The 16,770-nt window shown below is 56.0% G+C and carries 12 protein-coding genes and 1 riboswitch; of the genes, 8 read left to right on the top strand and 4 right to left on the bottom strand.

The features are described 5' to 3' along the window. The first annotated feature begins 205 nt into the window (after positions 1–205). Genes ACI1P1_RS17045 through ACI1P1_RS17020 form a run of 6 tightly spaced genes read left to right on the top strand, consistent with a single transcriptional unit; the run spans position 206 to position 9,953 of the window. Entirely contained in the window at positions 206–1,180 is a 975-nt protein-coding gene (locus ACI1P1_RS17045; protein ID WP_416217630.1) for an ABC transporter permease, read from the top strand. Between the two features lie 28 nt (positions 1,181–1,208). Continuing rightward, the gene (locus tag ACI1P1_RS17040) at positions 1,209–2,087 is read left to right on the top strand and encodes a carbohydrate ABC transporter permease (RefSeq protein ID WP_416217629.1); all 879 of its coding nucleotides are present in this window, start codon (positions 1,209–1,211) and stop codon (positions 2,085–2,087) included. Between the two features lie 57 nt (positions 2,088–2,144). Next, positions 2,145–3,758, top strand: a complete 1,614-nt coding sequence (locus tag ACI1P1_RS17035; protein ID WP_416217628.1) for an extracellular solute-binding protein — start codon at positions 2,145–2,147, stop codon at positions 3,756–3,758. A 42-nt stretch (positions 3,759–3,800) separates the two neighbouring features. Continuing rightward, positions 3,801–6,140, top strand: a complete 2,340-nt coding sequence (locus ACI1P1_RS17030) for a helix-turn-helix domain-containing protein (protein ID WP_416217627.1) — start codon at positions 3,801–3,803, stop codon at positions 6,138–6,140. 14 nt (positions 6,141–6,154) lie between these two features. Then, positions 6,155–8,332, top strand: a complete 2,178-nt coding sequence (locus tag ACI1P1_RS17025) for a family 78 glycoside hydrolase catalytic domain (protein ID WP_416217626.1) — start codon at positions 6,155–6,157, stop codon at positions 8,330–8,332. Then, positions 8,277–9,953 (top strand): hypothetical protein, encoded by a 1,677-nt coding sequence (locus tag ACI1P1_RS17020; RefSeq protein WP_416217625.1) that lies wholly within the window; start codon positions 8,277–8,279, stop codon positions 9,951–9,953. The genes ACI1P1_RS17025 and ACI1P1_RS17020 overlap by 56 nt, the downstream gene beginning before the upstream one ends. A 305-nt stretch (positions 9,954–10,258) precedes the next feature. Here ACI1P1_RS17020 and ACI1P1_RS17015 read toward each other — a convergent pair whose 3' ends face one another. From ACI1P1_RS17015 to ACI1P1_RS17000, 4 genes are all read right to left on the bottom strand, one after another. Beyond that, entirely contained in the window at positions 10,259–11,467 is a 1,209-nt protein-coding gene (locus ACI1P1_RS17015) for a DUF116 domain-containing protein (RefSeq protein WP_416217624.1), read from the bottom strand. 732 nt (positions 11,468–12,199) lie between these two features. Further along, on the bottom strand, positions 12,200–13,084 hold the full coding sequence (locus tag ACI1P1_RS17010; RefSeq protein WP_416217623.1) for a MetQ/NlpA family ABC transporter substrate-binding protein: 885 nt from the start codon (positions 13,082–13,084) through the stop codon (positions 12,200–12,202). Positions 13,085–13,284: 200 nt separating this feature from the next. Continuing rightward, a complete protein-coding gene (locus tag ACI1P1_RS17005) occupies positions 13,285–13,947 on the bottom strand; it encodes a methionine ABC transporter permease (RefSeq protein WP_416217791.1) in 663 nt (220 codons plus the stop codon). A gap of 4 nt (positions 13,948–13,951) precedes the next feature. Continuing rightward, positions 13,952–14,965: a methionine ABC transporter ATP-binding protein gene (locus ACI1P1_RS17000; RefSeq protein WP_416217622.1), complete on the bottom strand. Its 1,014-nt coding sequence runs from the start codon at positions 14,963–14,965 to the stop codon at positions 13,952–13,954. Between the two features lie 99 nt (positions 14,966–15,064). After that, a riboswitch (SAM riboswitch) is annotated at positions 15,065–15,249 on the bottom strand. A gap of 245 nt (positions 15,250–15,494) precedes the next feature. Here ACI1P1_RS17000 and ACI1P1_RS16995 point away from each other — a divergent pair. Further along, positions 15,495–16,106 (top strand): acetate uptake transporter, encoded by a 612-nt coding sequence (locus tag ACI1P1_RS16995; protein ID WP_416217621.1) that lies wholly within the window; start codon positions 15,495–15,497, stop codon positions 16,104–16,106. Between the two features lie 105 nt (positions 16,107–16,211). Beyond that, complete coding sequence (locus tag ACI1P1_RS16990; protein WP_416217620.1) at positions 16,212–16,745, top strand: DUF1572 family protein; 534 nt, start codon at positions 16,212–16,214, stop codon at positions 16,743–16,745. Positions 16,746–16,770 lie beyond the last annotated feature (25 nt).

The following is a 16,770-nucleotide window of genomic DNA, read 5'->3' as shown; positions in this document are numbered from 1 at the left end:
CGGTTTTTTACGGTTGTTGAGCCTTTCTTTTACATTTTTGAGCGACGTATATCACCCCATTTCCCAAAAAGTAAAAACCATCACAAAAAGTAAAGATCAGAATCCCGCGAAAAAAGATACGAGAGCAAAAGGTAGCGATTTCGGCTCCTCTTGCCGCGTGTTACCGTTAGGGCAGATTCAACAGCATACGAAAGGAGAGATCCCCTTGCGGCAATCCCAAGGAACATACCCGCACCCGCAGCCTGCTCAAGCTGCCCTGGCCTCCGCCCGTCCCAGGCAGGGGTGGAGAAAGCATATCCTGCGGGACAAATATTTGTATCTGATGCTTGTACCGGTGGCCGTATATTTTCTGCTGTTCAAGTACGCCCCCCTCTTCGGAGAAATCATCGCCTTCAAAAACTACCGACTGACCGAGGGCATCTGGGGAAGCAGTTGGGCCGGACTGGAGCACTTCCGGAAGCTGTTCTCCAGCAGCGATTTTTACATTGTGCTGCGCAATACCCTGCTGCTCAATCTGTACAATCTGGTGTTTGCCTTCCCGGTGCCCATTGTCCTGGCTGTCCTCCTGAATGAGGTACGCGGGAACGGCTATAAGAGGGTGCTGCAGAACCTGCTTTATATCCCCCACTTTATTTCCTGGGTGGTGCTGGGCACCATTGTCATCGCCATGCTGTCTCCCTCTACGGGAATCGTCAACACGGTGCTGAAGCTCTTCGGGATGGAGCCAATCTACTTTATGGCCAGCTCCTTCTGGTGGCCCATCTCCTTTGTGGCGTCGGGCATCTGGAAGGAGGCGGGCTTCGGCACCATCCTCTACATGGCCGCCATGGCAGGGATTGATCCCACCCTTTATGAAGCCGCCAAGATCGACGGGGCCAGCAAGCTCCGGCAAATCTGGCATGTAACCCTTCCCGGCATCCGCAGCACCGCGGCGATTCTGCTGATCCTGCAGGTGGGAAAAATGATGGATGTGGGCTTCGAGCAGGTGTTCACCATGAAGAACCCAGCCGTTAACCAGGTAGCGGAAGTCATCAGCACGTATGTGTACACCCGCGGAATCGAGAATCTGCAATATAGCTACACCACGGCGCTTGGCCTGTTCCAGTCGGTGGTGGCGCTGATCCTGGTGGTCAGTGTCAACGGGCTGATTAAAGCCATGGGAGAACGAGGGCTGTGGTAGCCCGGACAAAAAAGGGGGTGATGGTCCCATGAGGACAAAAGGCTTCAGTAAAACGAGCCTGTTCTACTGGCTTAATAACACCGTGCTGGCGTTATTCGCCGCTGCAACTGTATTTCCGTTCCTGAATATTATCGCTACCTCCTTCAGCGGCAGCAGGGCTATCTCCGCAGGCGAGGTGTTCCTGTGGCCGGTAGATTTCAACACAGAGACGTACCGGAACCTGATCGACGACGGACAACTGATTGTGGCCATGAAGAACACGGTCCTGATTACAATTGTAGGCACTTTGCTCAATATGGTGTTCACCGTTCTGGCCGCGTATCCCTTATCCAAGCCCAGGCTGAAGGGCAGAAGCGTTCTGCTGCAGGGCGTGCTGTTCACCATGCTGTTCGGCGGCGGAATGATTCCCCACTTCCTGCTCATCAACAGCCTGGGGCTGGTCAATACCTATTGGGCCATCTGGCTGCCTGCCCTGGTCAGCGTCTACAACATGTTCGTCATGAAATCCTTCTTCGAGGGGCTGCCTGCGGAGGTAGAGGAATCGGCGGCCATGGATGGGGCCAACGAATGGGTGGTGCTGTTCCGGATTATTCTCCCGCTGTCCATGCCGGTAATTGCGGCGCTGACCTTGTTTTATGCGGTGGGCTGGTGGAACTCCTACATGAATGTGCTGATTTACATCCGCAGCACCGACAAGATGTCCCTGATGGTCAAGCTGTACCAGATGATCGACCTGGTCAGCCCGGAGATGCTGAGGAGTGGCGAGGGAGTCACGGAGCGGATGATTACCCCGGAGGGGGTGCGGGCGGCCTCCATCGTGTTCTCCATCATGCCGATCTTGTGCGTGTACCCGCTGCTGCAAAAGCACTTTGTGAAGGGAGTCCTGTTAGGCTCTGTCAAAGGCTGATATCGCAGGCTGTTTGCGCAGTCTTGATATATTATAATGAAATCAGGAGGTCTACACATGAAAACCAGACAAAACAAAAAGCGGGTTGCTTCAGCAGCTGCCTTATGCGTGCTGGCCGGAGCGGTATTGGCGGGATGCTCTGACAAGGGGACAGGGGAGGCAGCTCCGTCGCCGGAGGCATCGGCTGTGGGAACAGCGGCGGCTGATCCGTATGCCAGCCTGCCCAAGGCCGTCAGCTTCTCCATGTTCGACAGAGGCTCGGTTTCCAGCGACGAAGGCACCTACGAAAACAACCGTTGGGTCAAATGGATCCGGGAGCAGTCCGGCATTGACGTGAAGGTGGTTCCCGTTCCCCGCAACCAGGCTCAGGACAAGCTGAACGTGCTGATTGCCTCCAAGCAGGCGCCGGATCTGATCTGGGAGTATGACCGGAACTATATCGGCAAGCTGATTACCCAGGGAGCCATTCAGCCAGTGGACCAATATATTGAGAAATACAGCACCTCCTATAAAAAATATTTGCAGGAGCATCCCGAGCTGAAGCCGTACCTGACCTTCGAGGGCAAGATGTACGCCGTCGCCACCGAACGGACCCTGGATTCCATCGCCAACCACGGGATGTGGATCAGGCAGGATTGGCTGGATAAGCTGGGCCTGAAAACGCCAACCACTATGGATGAATTGATTACGGTAGCCAAGGCCTTCAAGGATCAGGATCCGGACGGCAACGGCAAAGCTGATACAATCCCTCTGGTGGGCAGTACCACCTTTGACGCCTACTCCGCCATGAACGCGGCTATCAACAGCCAATGGTACCTGGAGAGCGGCAAAATGAAGTACGGTGCCACCCTCGACCGCTTCGGCGATACGCTGGCTCTGGAGAAGCAAATGTATGAGGCCGGGCTGGTGGACAAGGAATATCTCACGGACAAGAACTTCCAGCGGGCCAACCAGCTCTGGACCACTGGCAAAGCAGGCATCTATGTAGCCAGCTGGGGAAGTGGCGCCATGGAGGTCCATATCCGGGATATGTGGAAAAATGTGCCCGGCGCCAACCCTGTGCCGCTGGAGCCGGTTTCCACCAAAAACGGCAAGTTTGGACTGTACCAAGAGACTGCGCCCTTCATTTTTGTAGCGTTCAATAAGGAAATGCAGAATCCCAAGGCGGCTGTAGAGTATCTGGACTGGCTAGTGGACAAAGGCTGGATGACCTTGGTTAATGGTACGGAAGGGGTCCACTACAAGAATGTGAACGGAGTGGCCCAGCAGTTGGATGCGGATAAGTACAAGAAGGAAGTAGCCTATGCCGGGGAATACGGGTTTCTGAGGAATGTAAAGTTCTCTCCTGCCGATCTGCTGGTGAAGGCTGCGCCGGATGAGACCTCCCAACGGCTGGCTGCGCTGAGCAAGAAGGGGCTGGAGACGGCCACCAAGAATGCCTTCCGCCGGGATATTCCCTATCAGCCCAACCTCACGGAGCTGAACGATATACAGGCTGCCCTCAAGCCCTTTATTGAAGGGGTACGCGCCAAGGTGGCCATGCAGGGCAGCCAATATACGGCAGCCTGGGGTCTGGAGGAAATCCGCAAGGAATGGAAGCGCCTGGGCGGCGAGAAGGTGGAAGCGATGGCCCAGGAATGGTATGAAGCGAATAAAGCCAGCTTCAAATAATGTACAGTCACCGCCAATTACGCACATGAAGGGAACAGAGGCATGAACAGAAGCGTAAGCAGTGCAGAGAACCGGTGGATGAAAAAAGTGATCACAGGCCTGATCATGTTTCTGTTCCTGATCATAACCGTATCGGCGGTGCTGTTTTATCTGATCTTTACTGATGACCTGAAGGACCGGCTGATCCGCACCAATGTGGAGCTGCTGGAGCATATGGAGCAGAAGCTGGAGCTGGTGCTGAAGAATGTGGATAATGAAGCCCTCCAATTGATCCAGTATGAAGAGGTAAGAAAGTTCTTTGATGACGATCTGCCGCAGGGAGAGCGGACAGATAATGATTACCGCGTCGGCAATCATATCGACAGGCTCATCCACAGCGACGAATATCTGTTCTCTGTGGACATGTACTCCTACTCCCAGGACCGGCTGGTGTCCGGGGATATTCTCACGGAGGAGCTGCGGGTGAGGGATTATTCCTGGATCGGCCGGTTCAGCCAATTCGACGGTTATTCCGACTGGCTGGGCAGCCGCAAGGTGCTGCTTCGGAACTCCAACTTTCCCATTTACCGCAATGTGGTGACATTCGTCCGGACCTATCCGATGATTCATTCCTCCGGCTACCGCAAGGGTGCAGTGGCCTTCAATTTGAAGGCGGAGCTTTTATTGCCTCTGATTCACCATGAGCAGGATGCCCAGGGAGTAAGCCTGGTGCTGGACAAGGATGGTGTGGTGGTGATTCATCCCGATGAATCCTCGCTGGGTGAAAGCTGGAGCTCCACCCCCTTCGTGGCGGAGATGGCGGCGATGGACAAGAGGTCGGGTTACTTCAAGGCCACAGTGAATAATAAGGCCTCCACTGTTTTTTACAAGGTGAATCCGTATACGGGCTGGAGAATTGTGCGGGTCGTTTCGGAGATCGAGCTGAACAAACCCCTGATTGTGATTCGCAATTCGCTCACCGTTTTGTCGGCTCTGATCCTCCTTCTGGCAGCGGTGCTGGCTTTTGCTGTAGGCAGATGGACCTTCAAGCCGCTGGACCGGTTTATGGAGACCATCACGGCCAAGCTGAATGCGTTGGCTCCCCACCCTGCCGGGGATGCCGGAGGGGATGGCCTGAAGCTGCTGGAATCCCGGTTCGAGGATATTCTGGTGAAGAGCGAGCAGCTTCAGCAACAGGTCCGTGACACCAAGCCGATTCTGAAGTGGCAGCTGGTAATGGAGCTGTTGAGCGATTATAAAATCAATATCTCCAACACCAGACAGTATATGGACATGCTGGGAATGGAGCTGGATATGAACCGCTTTGTGGTGCTGGCGGCGGAATTTGACCAGCGTTCTGAGCCGCTCACGCCCCGGGATATCCACCTGTACAATTACGCCCTGTGCAATGTGGCCGAGGAGCTGATCCAGGCGGAGGGCAAAGGGGTGGCCATCGAGCTGGAAAACGGCCGGTGCGCCATTCTCATGAGCTTCCAGGACGGCGACGGGGAGGACGAGCTGCGGGCCGGAGTGGTGGCGGAATTGATCAAAAATTATGTGGCGGAAAACTTTAAGCGTACTGTGACCATCGGTGTAGGCGGACTGGCGGAAACGCCGGGGGAGATTCATTTATCCTTCAAGCAGGCCTGCAATGTGCTAGCCTACCGGCTGATTCTGGGGACGAATACGGTGATTACCCAGGATGATGTGCAAGGTGAGGAATCGGCCCCATTCTACCGGCTGGTGATGATGACGGACGGCATAATGGATTCCCTGAAGCTGCTGGACGGGGACAAGCTGAAGACGCAGATAGACCGCTGGTTTCTTGCCTTTACTCAATATGGCGTGCCTCCCGAATTGATTCGGCAGATGAGTCTGCAATGTCTCATGAAGGCCGCCGTAGTGGCGGGAGAGGCGGGGATTGAGCCGGAGCAGTTCCGCCTGCCCCAGGAGATGCGGGATTCCTTGAACCAGCACGACAATCTGGAGGATATGAAGGGCTTTATCCTGTCCGCGCTGCGGGAGTGCATGGAGCAGATTCGGCACAAACGAAGCAGCCGGGAGAAAAATGATCTGGTGGTCAAGGTGTTGGACTATATCCATGCCAATTTCAGCAGAGCCGATCTGTCCCTGAACATGCTGGCGGATGAATTCCATGTGAGCGTATCCCATTTAAGCAAGCTGTTTAAGGAGCAAACGGAAAGCAATTTTATCGATTACCTGATGAATTTGCGGATGATCCAGGCCAGACGGCTGCTGGTGGAAACCGACGCGAAGATAAGGGATATCGCCGAGGCGGTGGGCTACAGCAACGTGAACACCTTTATCCGGATTTTCAAAAAGCTGACGGTCCTTACCCCTTCGGAATACCGGGAACAAGCGCTAGGCAAACAAAATCCATGAGAGAATGTGAAGGAATGAAATTCAAGCCCGAGTGGAAAGCCCAATGGATCACCTTCGCCGGATGCCCCGGCCATGCTGCGCCGGTATTCAGAAGGAGATTCCATTTGCCAAGCGGCGTAAAAGCCGCTCAAGTCCGCATATGCGGACTTGGCTTCTATGTGATGGCCATTAACGGACGGCGTGTAGGCGACGAGATTATGCAGCCTGCTTTTACCGCTTATGATAAACGGGTTTTGTATAATATCTGCGATCTAAGCGGGTACTTGACCGAAGGCGCCAATTCTATCGAGATTACATTGGGAAACGGCTGGTATAACGAAATGCAGGCCTCCGCCTGGCAGTTTGAACATGCGGTTTGGCGGGCCCAGCCCAAGATGATTGCAGAGCTATACATCGACGGGGAATTATTCCTCTTCTCCGATGCAAGCTGGGAATGCGCCCGAAGCGGTACCGTGTTCAATTCCCTGCGGTGCGGGGAAACCTTCGACGGGGGATACCGGATCGAAGGATGGGAGCAGGCTTCCATTGCCCCTGCTCCCGGCGGTGTGATGGAGGAGCAGCGGATCCCGCCCATAAGAGTGAGAAGCGTCATCGAGCCGGTTGCGATTATCCCCGGTCCATTGCCGGTTATCTATGATTTTGGCGTCAACCTGTCGGGAAATGTGGAGATCAGGGTAACAGGCAAAAAAGGAAGCAAGGTGGCGATTCAATATTTCGAGCTGCTGCGGGCCACGGGAACCCCGGACCTGGAAAGATACAGGCAGCATGTGTATGACGAACGGTTTCAGTGTGACGAGTACATTCTGTCAGGTCAGGGAACCGAGGTATGGCACAGCGAATTCAGCTACAACGGGTTCCGTTATGCGCGAGTCTATGGGGATTATGAAACCATCGAGGTAGTGGCCCGCTGCTTCCATACCGATTTGGCCGACGTCGGGGGGCTGGAATGCGACAATCCCCATATTACCAAAATTCAGGAGGCTGTGCGCCGTTCCACCTTAACCAATTTTCACCACATCCCCACCGACTGTCCGCACCGGGAAAAAAACGGATGGACCGGAGACGCCCATCTGTCCTGCGAGCAGGCGCTGTTTAATTTTGCGATGCAGAACGCTTATATGAAGTGGCTGGATGATCTTGCCGACTGCCAGCGCCCAAACGGGCGTATTCCCTGTATTGCCCCCACCAGCAGCTGGGGATATGACCACATGCTGTGCGGACCGGCCTGGGATGCCGCTCTGTTCGTCATCCCCTGGCAGCTGTACCGCTACACGGGCCAGACCGCTTATCTCCAAAGGTATTATGAGCCGATGGAGAAGTATCTCGGGTATCTCCGGTCCATTCTCGACCATGACATTTGCCGGATTGGTCTTGGGGACTGGTCTGCTCCTGCCGGCGCGCCCGAATGTCCCACAGCAGCATTGCTGACGGCCTATTCCTTTTACATGGCCGATTTATTCGCGAGAATCTCCACGATTCTGCATAAGGAGGAAAATCAGCGGCAGGCCTCCGGGCTGGCGGGGGAGATTAAGGCTGCGTTCTTGCGGGAATATGGGGGCTTGCAGACGGACAGTCAGCTTTTTTATGCCATGCTGCTTTATTTTGGCCTTGCCGAGGATGTGCCGCAAACCCTGAATCACCTGATCAGAACAGTAGACAATGCGGATTGCCACATTATGGGGGGGATATTTTGCGCCAAAATGCTTTTGGACGTCCTTACCGACCACGGGCATGTTGAGCTTGCCTATAAGATTGCCTCCCGGAGGGATTTTCCGGGCTGGGGCTACATGACGGACTTGTGTGCGGGAACTCTCGGGGAAAATTGGTACGGAGGCTCATCCATGAACCATCATATGTTTTCGGAAATCGGCGCCTGGTACTATAAGGCGCTTGCGGGCTTCCGCATTGACGATTGCCATCCGGGATTCAAGCGCTTCCGGCTTGCCCCCTACATTCCCGCGGATGTGCAGGAATTCCGCGCCTGGCATCAAACCCCTTACGGCCGGCTGGAAATTTCGTGGGATCCGGAGACGATCAGGATTATTCTTCCGGAGGGAGTATTCGCAACATTTGTGTATGAAGGGATGACCAGGGAGCTTGCTTCGGGAGAATACAGCTTCAAGAGGGAGAAGATCAATGATGCATCATGCCGAACTGCTGGCGAAGCTTCAGACTACGGAAGCAAACTATGACGCTTTGGTCAAGCTGGTCCGGACGCCGCTGACCGCAACCTATCATACGGCGCTGAAGCCGGACACCCATCCTGTTGTACACGCTCTGTATCCTTCGACCTGCTACGCTTACGAGCTTCTGCAGGCGGGCGGAAAGGATTATGTGCAGCGGGCGGCGGACATTCTGGAGGCTGTTGTAGCCTGTCAGGATCAGGACCCCACGCGGGCAACCTATGGGATTTGGCCGTATTTTTATGAGGAGCCGCTGGACAAGATGGATCGCCCCGATTGGAATATGGCGGATTTCCACGGCAAGAAGCTGCTGCTGATTGCCAAGCATTATGCGCCCCTATTGCCGCAGTCCCTAGTGGCCCGGCTCTGGGATGCGGTATATCATGCCTGTCAGGCCATTGTGATCCGCAATGTCGGACCCCATTATACGAACATTGCCATTATGGGCGCGCTGGTAACGCTGCTTGGCGGCGAGCTGCTGGAAAATGAGGAGCTGAGGGGCTACGGTATCCGGCGTCTTCAGACGTTTTATGCGTATACGGCGGATATCGGCACGTTTTCGGAATATAACAGCCCTTGTTATACGCCCATTGCCATTGAGGAGCTGCACGACATTTATACGCAGTCGGAATCGGCGGAGGCCGTGGCGGTGGCAGAACGGCTGCTGGACCTGGCCTGGCATATGGTGGCCCGGCACTATCACCCGGCGACGGGGGCATGGGGGGGGCCACATAGCCGAACTTACGGCACCATGCTGCGGCCCAGTGAAAAAGCGTTCCTGGCCAATGCGCTGAAGGATGATCCGGCAGGTATTCGTTGCCCCGAAAAGTACCGATACCTGTTCAGCTCGCCCGAGGAGCGATATTTTACGGAGCCTACACTGCAGGAGAAGGAGACCGGCTACCAGAATTACGCCACCACGTACCAGAACGGGAAGCTGACTCTCGGCAGCTACAGCATGGGCAGCATGTGGAACCAGCGCCGTAATTTGCTGGGGTATGTGGCTGCCGGAGAGGGGAAAACGGTGTCGGTTCAACTGCAATTTTTGAAGGACGGCAAGGATTTCTGTTCGGCGATTTTTAGCGGCGTGCAGTTCCGCCAGCAGGTGTTGTTCAGCTTCAACCTGGCGACGGACAATGGTGCCTGGCATCAGGACCTGGATATCATTAACGGCCTGTTCAGGGCGAAGGATTTGCGTGTTCGTCTGCTGCTGGGAGGAGACGCAGCAGGGCTGGATGTGCCGGTGGCTCAGGACGGAATGCGTCTTGAAGCGAAGGTTGGGGACACTGCTCTGCAGGTGGAAGCGGTGCTGGACAGCGCTTCGTATGGGCCGCTCTTCGTTCAGGTGGAGCGCGCAGCCAATGGAATGTGCCTGGATTATGTGATTGCATCGGGCGGGGAGCGGGATTTTGACTTCCATACTCTGGAGAAGGCGGTATGGGTCTTTGTTTTCTCCCTGGGCGAGGAGAAGGCGCTGCCCGCCGTCCGGCTGGAGACGAAGGGGATGTGGGTGACGGCCACTGTTGAGACCGACGACGGTCCCATGGCCATCACTGTACCGCAGGTACCCCGGAAGACCGGGGAGCTGTACCGGGAGAATCAAATTCAGCTTCCGAAGGGGCTGGAGTAAAGGAAATGCGGTTCCGTTATCCGGAATAACCGCTCTAAGCCCATGGATGACTGATGGGGGAGGAGGCATGGAGGCTGGCCGACAGAAACGGGCTGAACCCGCTGGAGGGTGTTCGGTGGGACAGTAGGGTCTGTCTTCAAACTCCGAGGGGAGCAGATTTGGCGAATTTTCATTCCAGGCAAGGCACTTTTGTGAAGGCGTACCGGGGGTACGTCAAGCGAAAGTAACGCAGCAAGGGATGAAAAGGCGGTAAAAGATGCCCTCAAGCGGGTTTGAAGACAGACCCTAGGCTGCTGCATGATGAACTATTCTGGACGGGGAGTTGGAGAGGAGGGATCGGACCGTAGAATCGACTGGAGCCGGTGCAGGCTCAGATCCGTCGGGAACCCGCCTGTATCGTCCCAGTGCTGTCCGCAGCCGCAATAATCCAGGATCACACATTGGGCGGCCAGTCCGGCTGCTTTGGCGCGGAGTCCTCCTGATACCAGGTTGAGGGTGCAGGCGACTCCCACAATCGACGTATTCTCCCGGAGCAGGCGGCTGATGAGGGTATGGGAGAAGGCGTCGCTTTCGTGGGAGATGAGAATCACCTCAACGCCTTCGGCTGCTCCCAGCTCCATAACGGAGGCAACCCGGCAGCTGGCGTCGCAGCGCAGGCAGGTATGGCCTTGGCCGCTGCGTACTGCCGCACAAGCCGTACCCGTATGGGCACGGAGGCAAACGGGCAGAAGCACCGCCCGTTTCCCGGCGGCTTCAAATGCGCCGCGGTAGGCGCGGTTCATCAGTTCTGCACCGAGCCAGTTGAGGTGATATTCTACCTCGCTGCGGTTGCGCAGAATGGCGTCCTCCCGGCGGGCGGAGCGCTCCGTCAGTCCGGCGCGGAAGGCGGCCACCTGGCGGGTATACCCGCCAAGGAGCCGGGCACCCGCGTGGGTTAACCAAGCGGCGGCCTCCACCGCCGCTTCCGCTGCGGCGCGGAAGGCCCTCGGCGCCGCCTTGGTGAGGCAGCCGGCCGCCAGACGCAGCCGGCCCGCCTCCTGGCTGAAGTCGCCGGAGGCCTCCAGCCACAGCAGCAGCTTCTCCCACTGGGCGGGAGTGGGAGAAGCGGGCACTGCCGGGGAGGCCCCCTGCGGAGCGGGGCCTCCTTGCTCCAGCAGCCACCTGCTGCCCCAGGTGGCGCGCAATCGGTCCGCCGCGGGCTTCAGCCGCGGCGATGCCGTGCGCACTCCCGCCAGCCGGCGCAGCAGCCTGCCTCTGGCGGGAGTCAACCCCAGCGCGTGAGTGCCGTACACGCGCCACAACACCCCCGCCGCCAGCAGGTCGAAGGCGTACTCCTCCACGGAACGGGGAGGCTCGGCCCCCGTCCGTTCCGCCAGCTGGCGCAGCCTCTCCGCATGCGGCAGCAGCATTTCCTTCGCATATAGAAGGAAGGCGTCGGTCAGCTCCGCCACCCTCCGGTAAAATTCGTCGGAGCTTGCTCCGCCGTCGCACAAGGAATACGTCAGAATATGCATGACTAGTCGCCTCCTTTCTGCGTATTAGCTCTGAGCCCTCCGCATAGCGTCCCATAATCGGTAACCGTGCTTTTTACAGTTGGTACAGTATACGTGGTGCGGAGGACGTCCGTTTCTTAAGAAAAACGGACATGTGTGAAGGTTCCTTGCCCCGCCAATTCTCTCCACCCCTCTCCAATTTCCTCCTCCGACCTAATCAGCCGCCCTGCCATTTACAGTATGGTCCAACGGACCCAAAGGCCCTTATTCCACCATTCCCAGCATGTTTTTGATTTTAAAGGACACACGTTCCGCTATTCTACCCTTTGAGCTCTCCCAGACCTGCATTTTGCACAAATAACGGCTCCCCAGTCCGCAAGAACTGAAAGTGACCGTTTTTTAGCCAAATAACGTCTTCTCTGTCCGTAAGTTATACGGAAAGAGAAGAGCAGCAGAATGTCCGTAAGGCATGCAGGGGCCGTAGAAGGGACTGGGGCTAGGATTATGTTCGTGGGCATGCAAGGGCTGTAGAGGGGGATGGAGCAGGATTATACCATAGGCGTACGGGCACAGGGGAGGTCGGAGCTCTGTTCGTAAGGCTTGTGGGGGGCGTTAGGGAGCAGGCAGGGGGTGTGTCCATGAAACAGGAGAAAGCAGGAGGGGACTCTGTCTATCAGTAGCTGAGAACGGAGCGGGCCCCCGCTCCAAACAAAAAACCGCCGCCCGAGGGCGACGGCGAATACAGCAACCAACTTAGAACGCAGGGACAACGGCGCCTTGGTACTTCTCGGCGATGAACTTCTTCACGTCTTCGGTTTGAAGAGCCTTCACCAGCTTCTTCAGGGGCTCAGAGTCCTTGTTGTCCTCACGGGCAACGAGAATGTTCACATATGGGGAGTCGGATTGTTCGATGAACAGAGCATCCTTGGTCGGTACCAGCTTGGCTTCCAGCGCATAGTTGGTATTGATGGTGGCGATGTCCACCTCACCCAATACACGGGGCAGCATAGCCGCTTCTTGTTCAGTGATCTTCAGGTTCTTCTTGTTTTCGGCGATGTCCTTCACGGTGCCGTTGATGCCGACGCCGTCCTTCAGCTTGATCAGACCGGCTTTTTCCAGCAGGGCCAAAGCGCGGCCGGCATTGGAGGGGTCATTGGGGATGGCAACCTTGGCGCCGTCCTTCAGCTCATCCAGCTTCTTGATCTTGGAGGAGTACACGCCGAAGGGCTCGATGTGAATGCCGGCTACCTTCACCAGCTTCAGGTTGCGGTCCTTGTTTTGCTGCTCCAGGTAAGGAACGTGTTGGAAGAAGTTGGCGTCCAATTGCTTTTCAGCCACTTGGGTGTTAGGCAGCACATAATCGGTGAACACCTTGATTTCCAGGTTCACGCCTTCCTTGGCCAACGCAGGCTTCACATGCTCCAGCAGCTCGGCGTGGGGCACGGCGCTGGCGCCGATTTTCAGGGTAACGGGAGCGGTGGACGGGCTGGTGGAAGGACTTGCAGTAGCAGCGGTAGAAGCGCCGGCAGCCGTGCTGGCAGCGGGAGAAGCGGCGGAATCCTTCTTTTCACCGCAGGCGGACAGAACAAAGGTAAGTGCAAAAACCAGAGACAGAACAACAAGCCATTGTTTCTTCATCAGATAAAACCCTCCTCAAGAATATAAGTATTATGATGGGAATAGTGGGCTTCTTGGTAGCAAAAAACCCATATATGGGTCAATCCTGCGGTCTGCGCAGCGGCGCAGGAGAATTTCTAAGGGACACAGCCATCCGGCTGGAACGTCCCGATATATTTTCTCCATGCGCTCTGCGCAGATTCGCCGGACAGGCTCCTCATTTATTTGCGGCTGAACCGGATGACCAGACGGTCGCCCAGGGTTTGCAGCACAATGACAAGAAGAATCAGAATGACCACCGTCACTACCATCACGTCCGGCATAAAGCGCTGGTAGCCGTAGCGGATGGCCAGGTCACCCAGACCGCCGCCTCCGATAATCCCCGACATAGCGGTATACGATACCAGGGTTACGGTGGTGATGGTGATGCCGGCCACCAGACCGGGCAAGGACTCGGGCAGCAGCACCTTGCGGATGATCTGCCAGCTGGACGCTCCCATTGCCTTGGCGGCTTCCACCACACCTTTGTCCACCTCCCGGAGGGTGGTTTCCACCAGACGGGCGAAGAACGGGGCGGCGGCGATGACCAGCGGCGGGATGGAGCCTTTTACTTCAATGGTCGTGCCCACCAGCATTTTCGTGAAGGGCATTACCAGAATCATCAGGATCACAAACGGGATGGAACGCAGCACATTCACCACAATGGATAAAATCAGATATACAAACCGGTTCTGCAAAATCTGTCCTCGGGAGGTCATAAACAGCAGAATGCCCAACGGCAGACCCAGCAAAACCGTGAACAGGGCCGACATACCCAGCATGGTCAGCGTATCCTGGCTGGCCTGCCAGATTTCCTGCGGGTCCACATTCTTAAACCATTCCAGCATACTAGAGCACCTCCACATCAAATCCGCGATCCTTCAGGCTGTCCAGCGTCCGCGCCACATCCGCTTCCGATCCGCCGAATTGAACGGTCAGCTGGCCGTAAGGCGTATCCTTCATCCGGGAGATAGTCCCCTGCAGGATGGCGAAGGGTGTACCCGTCTGCCGGGTCACCTCATACAGCACAGGCTCGTAGGTGGTTTCACCGAGGTACGTAATGCGTACGATCCGGTGCTGGCCGGAGGCCTTGCCGTGGCGGATGGCTTCCTTCAGCTCCTGGCTGTCGGAAACCTGCTCGACGAATTCCCGCGTGGTGGCATGCTGTGGCTTCAGGAACACTTCCGTTACCGGACCTTCCTCCACAATACGTCCCCCGTCGATGACCGCCACCTTGTCGCAGATGGTGCGGATCACATGCATCTCGTGGGTGATCAGCATGATGGTCAGCCCCAGCTTCCTGTTGATGTCGGACAGGAGAGCCAGGATGGAATTGGTGGTCTGCGGGTCCAAAGCGGAGGTCGCTTCATCACACAGGAGCACCTTGGGATTATTGGCCAAAGCCCGGGCAATACCCACCCGCTGCTTCTGGCCGCCGGACAGCTGGGCCGGATACTTGGACGCATGCTCCTCCAAGCCCACCAGCTCCAGAAGCTCCTTCACCCGCTGGCCAATGGCTTCCTTGGGCACTCCTGCCAGCTCCAGCGGGAAGGCCACATTCTTGGCCACCGTCGCCGAGGACAGCAGATTGAAGTGCTGGAAGATCATGCCGATCTTCCGCCGCTCCTCCTGCAGCTGTTTATCGGACAGGGCCGACAGCTCCACTCCATCCACATGGACCTTCCCTGTGGTAGGGCGCTCCAGAAGATTGATGCAGCGGATCAGGGTGCTTTTGCCGGCACCGGAATGGCCGATGACGCCGAAGATTTCGCCCTGGGCGACAGTGAGGGAGATGCCGTGAAGGGCAGGCACAGCCTTTTTGCCGACGGTATAGGTCTTCGTTATCTCGTTCAAGCGAATCATAGTCCTGCCATGCCACCTTTTCTCGGAAAAATAAAAAACCCTTTTTCGCAGAGAAAAAGGGTGGCTCGTCAGCAGTTTCGCTAAAAACGATTCATTCCCCTCTCATCTGCCGGAAACCCGTTTGGATTTCCGAAGGAATTGGCACCAAGACGTCTGTCCGCCGGAGGAAACAAGCGATAGGAACGCGGAAATAAGAATGCGTTCATTCAGTCTTGTCGTCCGTTGACGGATGGACCGGTTGCCGGGCTTCATAGGGCCTTACCCTCAGCCACTCTTGATAAGAAGTATTCCGGTGAAGGAATATCGTTGCTATTATGAAATTGTAACTTCACAAACCATGTTACAGGGGCTTGATAGTAATTAATATTATCAACCTTGGGTCAACTTGTAAAGTCCAAATTTCAGGAAATTTCAATTGTCTTTTGGGCCGGAATCCGTTAAAATCCTTGTGACCCGACAATTACGGACGGATTCTTACATCGGTGTCGAGGACCATTACTATGAAGCGCGTAGGAGGAAAAGCAAGACTATGAACAGCTCTCAGCACGTCAAAATTACCACCGCCGACCCGTCGGCAATCGGGTTATTCGGCTTGGCCATCGTAACACTGGTGGCATCCACCCAAAAGCTGGAATGGACCCACGGCCTTTCGGATGTGATTCCCTGGGCTATTTTCCTGGGAGCCTTCGCCCAGCTGTTCGCCGCTGTGCAGGATTCCAAACATGGCAATACCTTCGGAACCACGGCCTTCGCCGCTTACGGCTTTTTCTGGCTGGGTGTAGCCTCGACGTGGATGATTAATATGGGCGTTTTCGGCGAGAAGCTTGCAGGTTCTGTGGATACCCACCAGCTGGGTGCCGCGTTTGTGGGTTATCTGATCTTTACCCTGTTCATGACCATTGGGGCTATGGAAACCAACAAGGTGCTGTTCATCATCTTCGTGCTGATCGACTTCCTGTTCATCGGGCTGTCCCTCTCCACATTAGGCATTGCCGAGGGTTTCTTCCATGATGTGGCCGCGGTATCCGAGTTCTTGATCGCGCTGATGTCCTTGTACGGCTGCGGCGCCAATGTGCTGAACAACCATTTTGGCCGGACCTTCCTGCCGATAGGCAAACCCTTCGGGATCTTCAAAAAATAAGTAGTGCCTCAAAGCCTCCGTTTTGCTTCTGTCCTTCATTGAAGGATTGAGGCGGCGGGGCTTTTTTTCATAAGAAGGCGATATTCATCCAAAGGAGCGGTTGCCATGCATGACCTTGTCCAAGATGCATTGACCTACATGAACAACCAACTGGAGCTGATCGAAAAAAGCCTGAAGCTGCTGCCGGAGGAAAAGCTTTGGGCCAAGCCGCGACCGGATCTGAACAGTCCCGGCAACTATTGCCTGCATCTGGCGGGCAATGAATACCAGCATTTTGTCACGGCGGTGGGCGGCAGACCTCTAATCCGGCAACGCTCGCAGGAGTTCACCACAGCAGGGGGGCTTACGCGGGAGGAGGTGCTGAATCTGCTTAAGAAGGTGCGGCAGGAATCCTCCGGGATTCTGGGAACTCTTACAGAGGCGGACCTGTTCCGGGAGGTATTCGTGCCCTATCAAGAGGAGGATTGGCAGCGGATGAAGCCGGGGGCGCCGGCGGAGGAGGAAGCGGGAGACAGGCGTCTGATCCGTACGCTGCTGATCCGGATACCGGCCCATTACGGCTACCATACGGGGCAGATTGTGCTTCTATCCAAGCTTCTCTCCGGGTCAGGCGCACACCTCTCAGGCTTGTATCATTGACCGGCACAGCAAAAATGGCCTTCCG

This window comes from Paenibacillus mesotrionivorans, assembly GCF_046098205.1.
GTDB lineage: Bacteria > Bacillota > Bacilli > Paenibacillales > NBRC-103111 > Paenibacillus_AR > Paenibacillus_AR mesotrionivorans.
The sequence above is the reverse complement of the archived record's forward strand: the minus strand, read 5'-3'. Positions and strand labels throughout refer to the sequence as shown.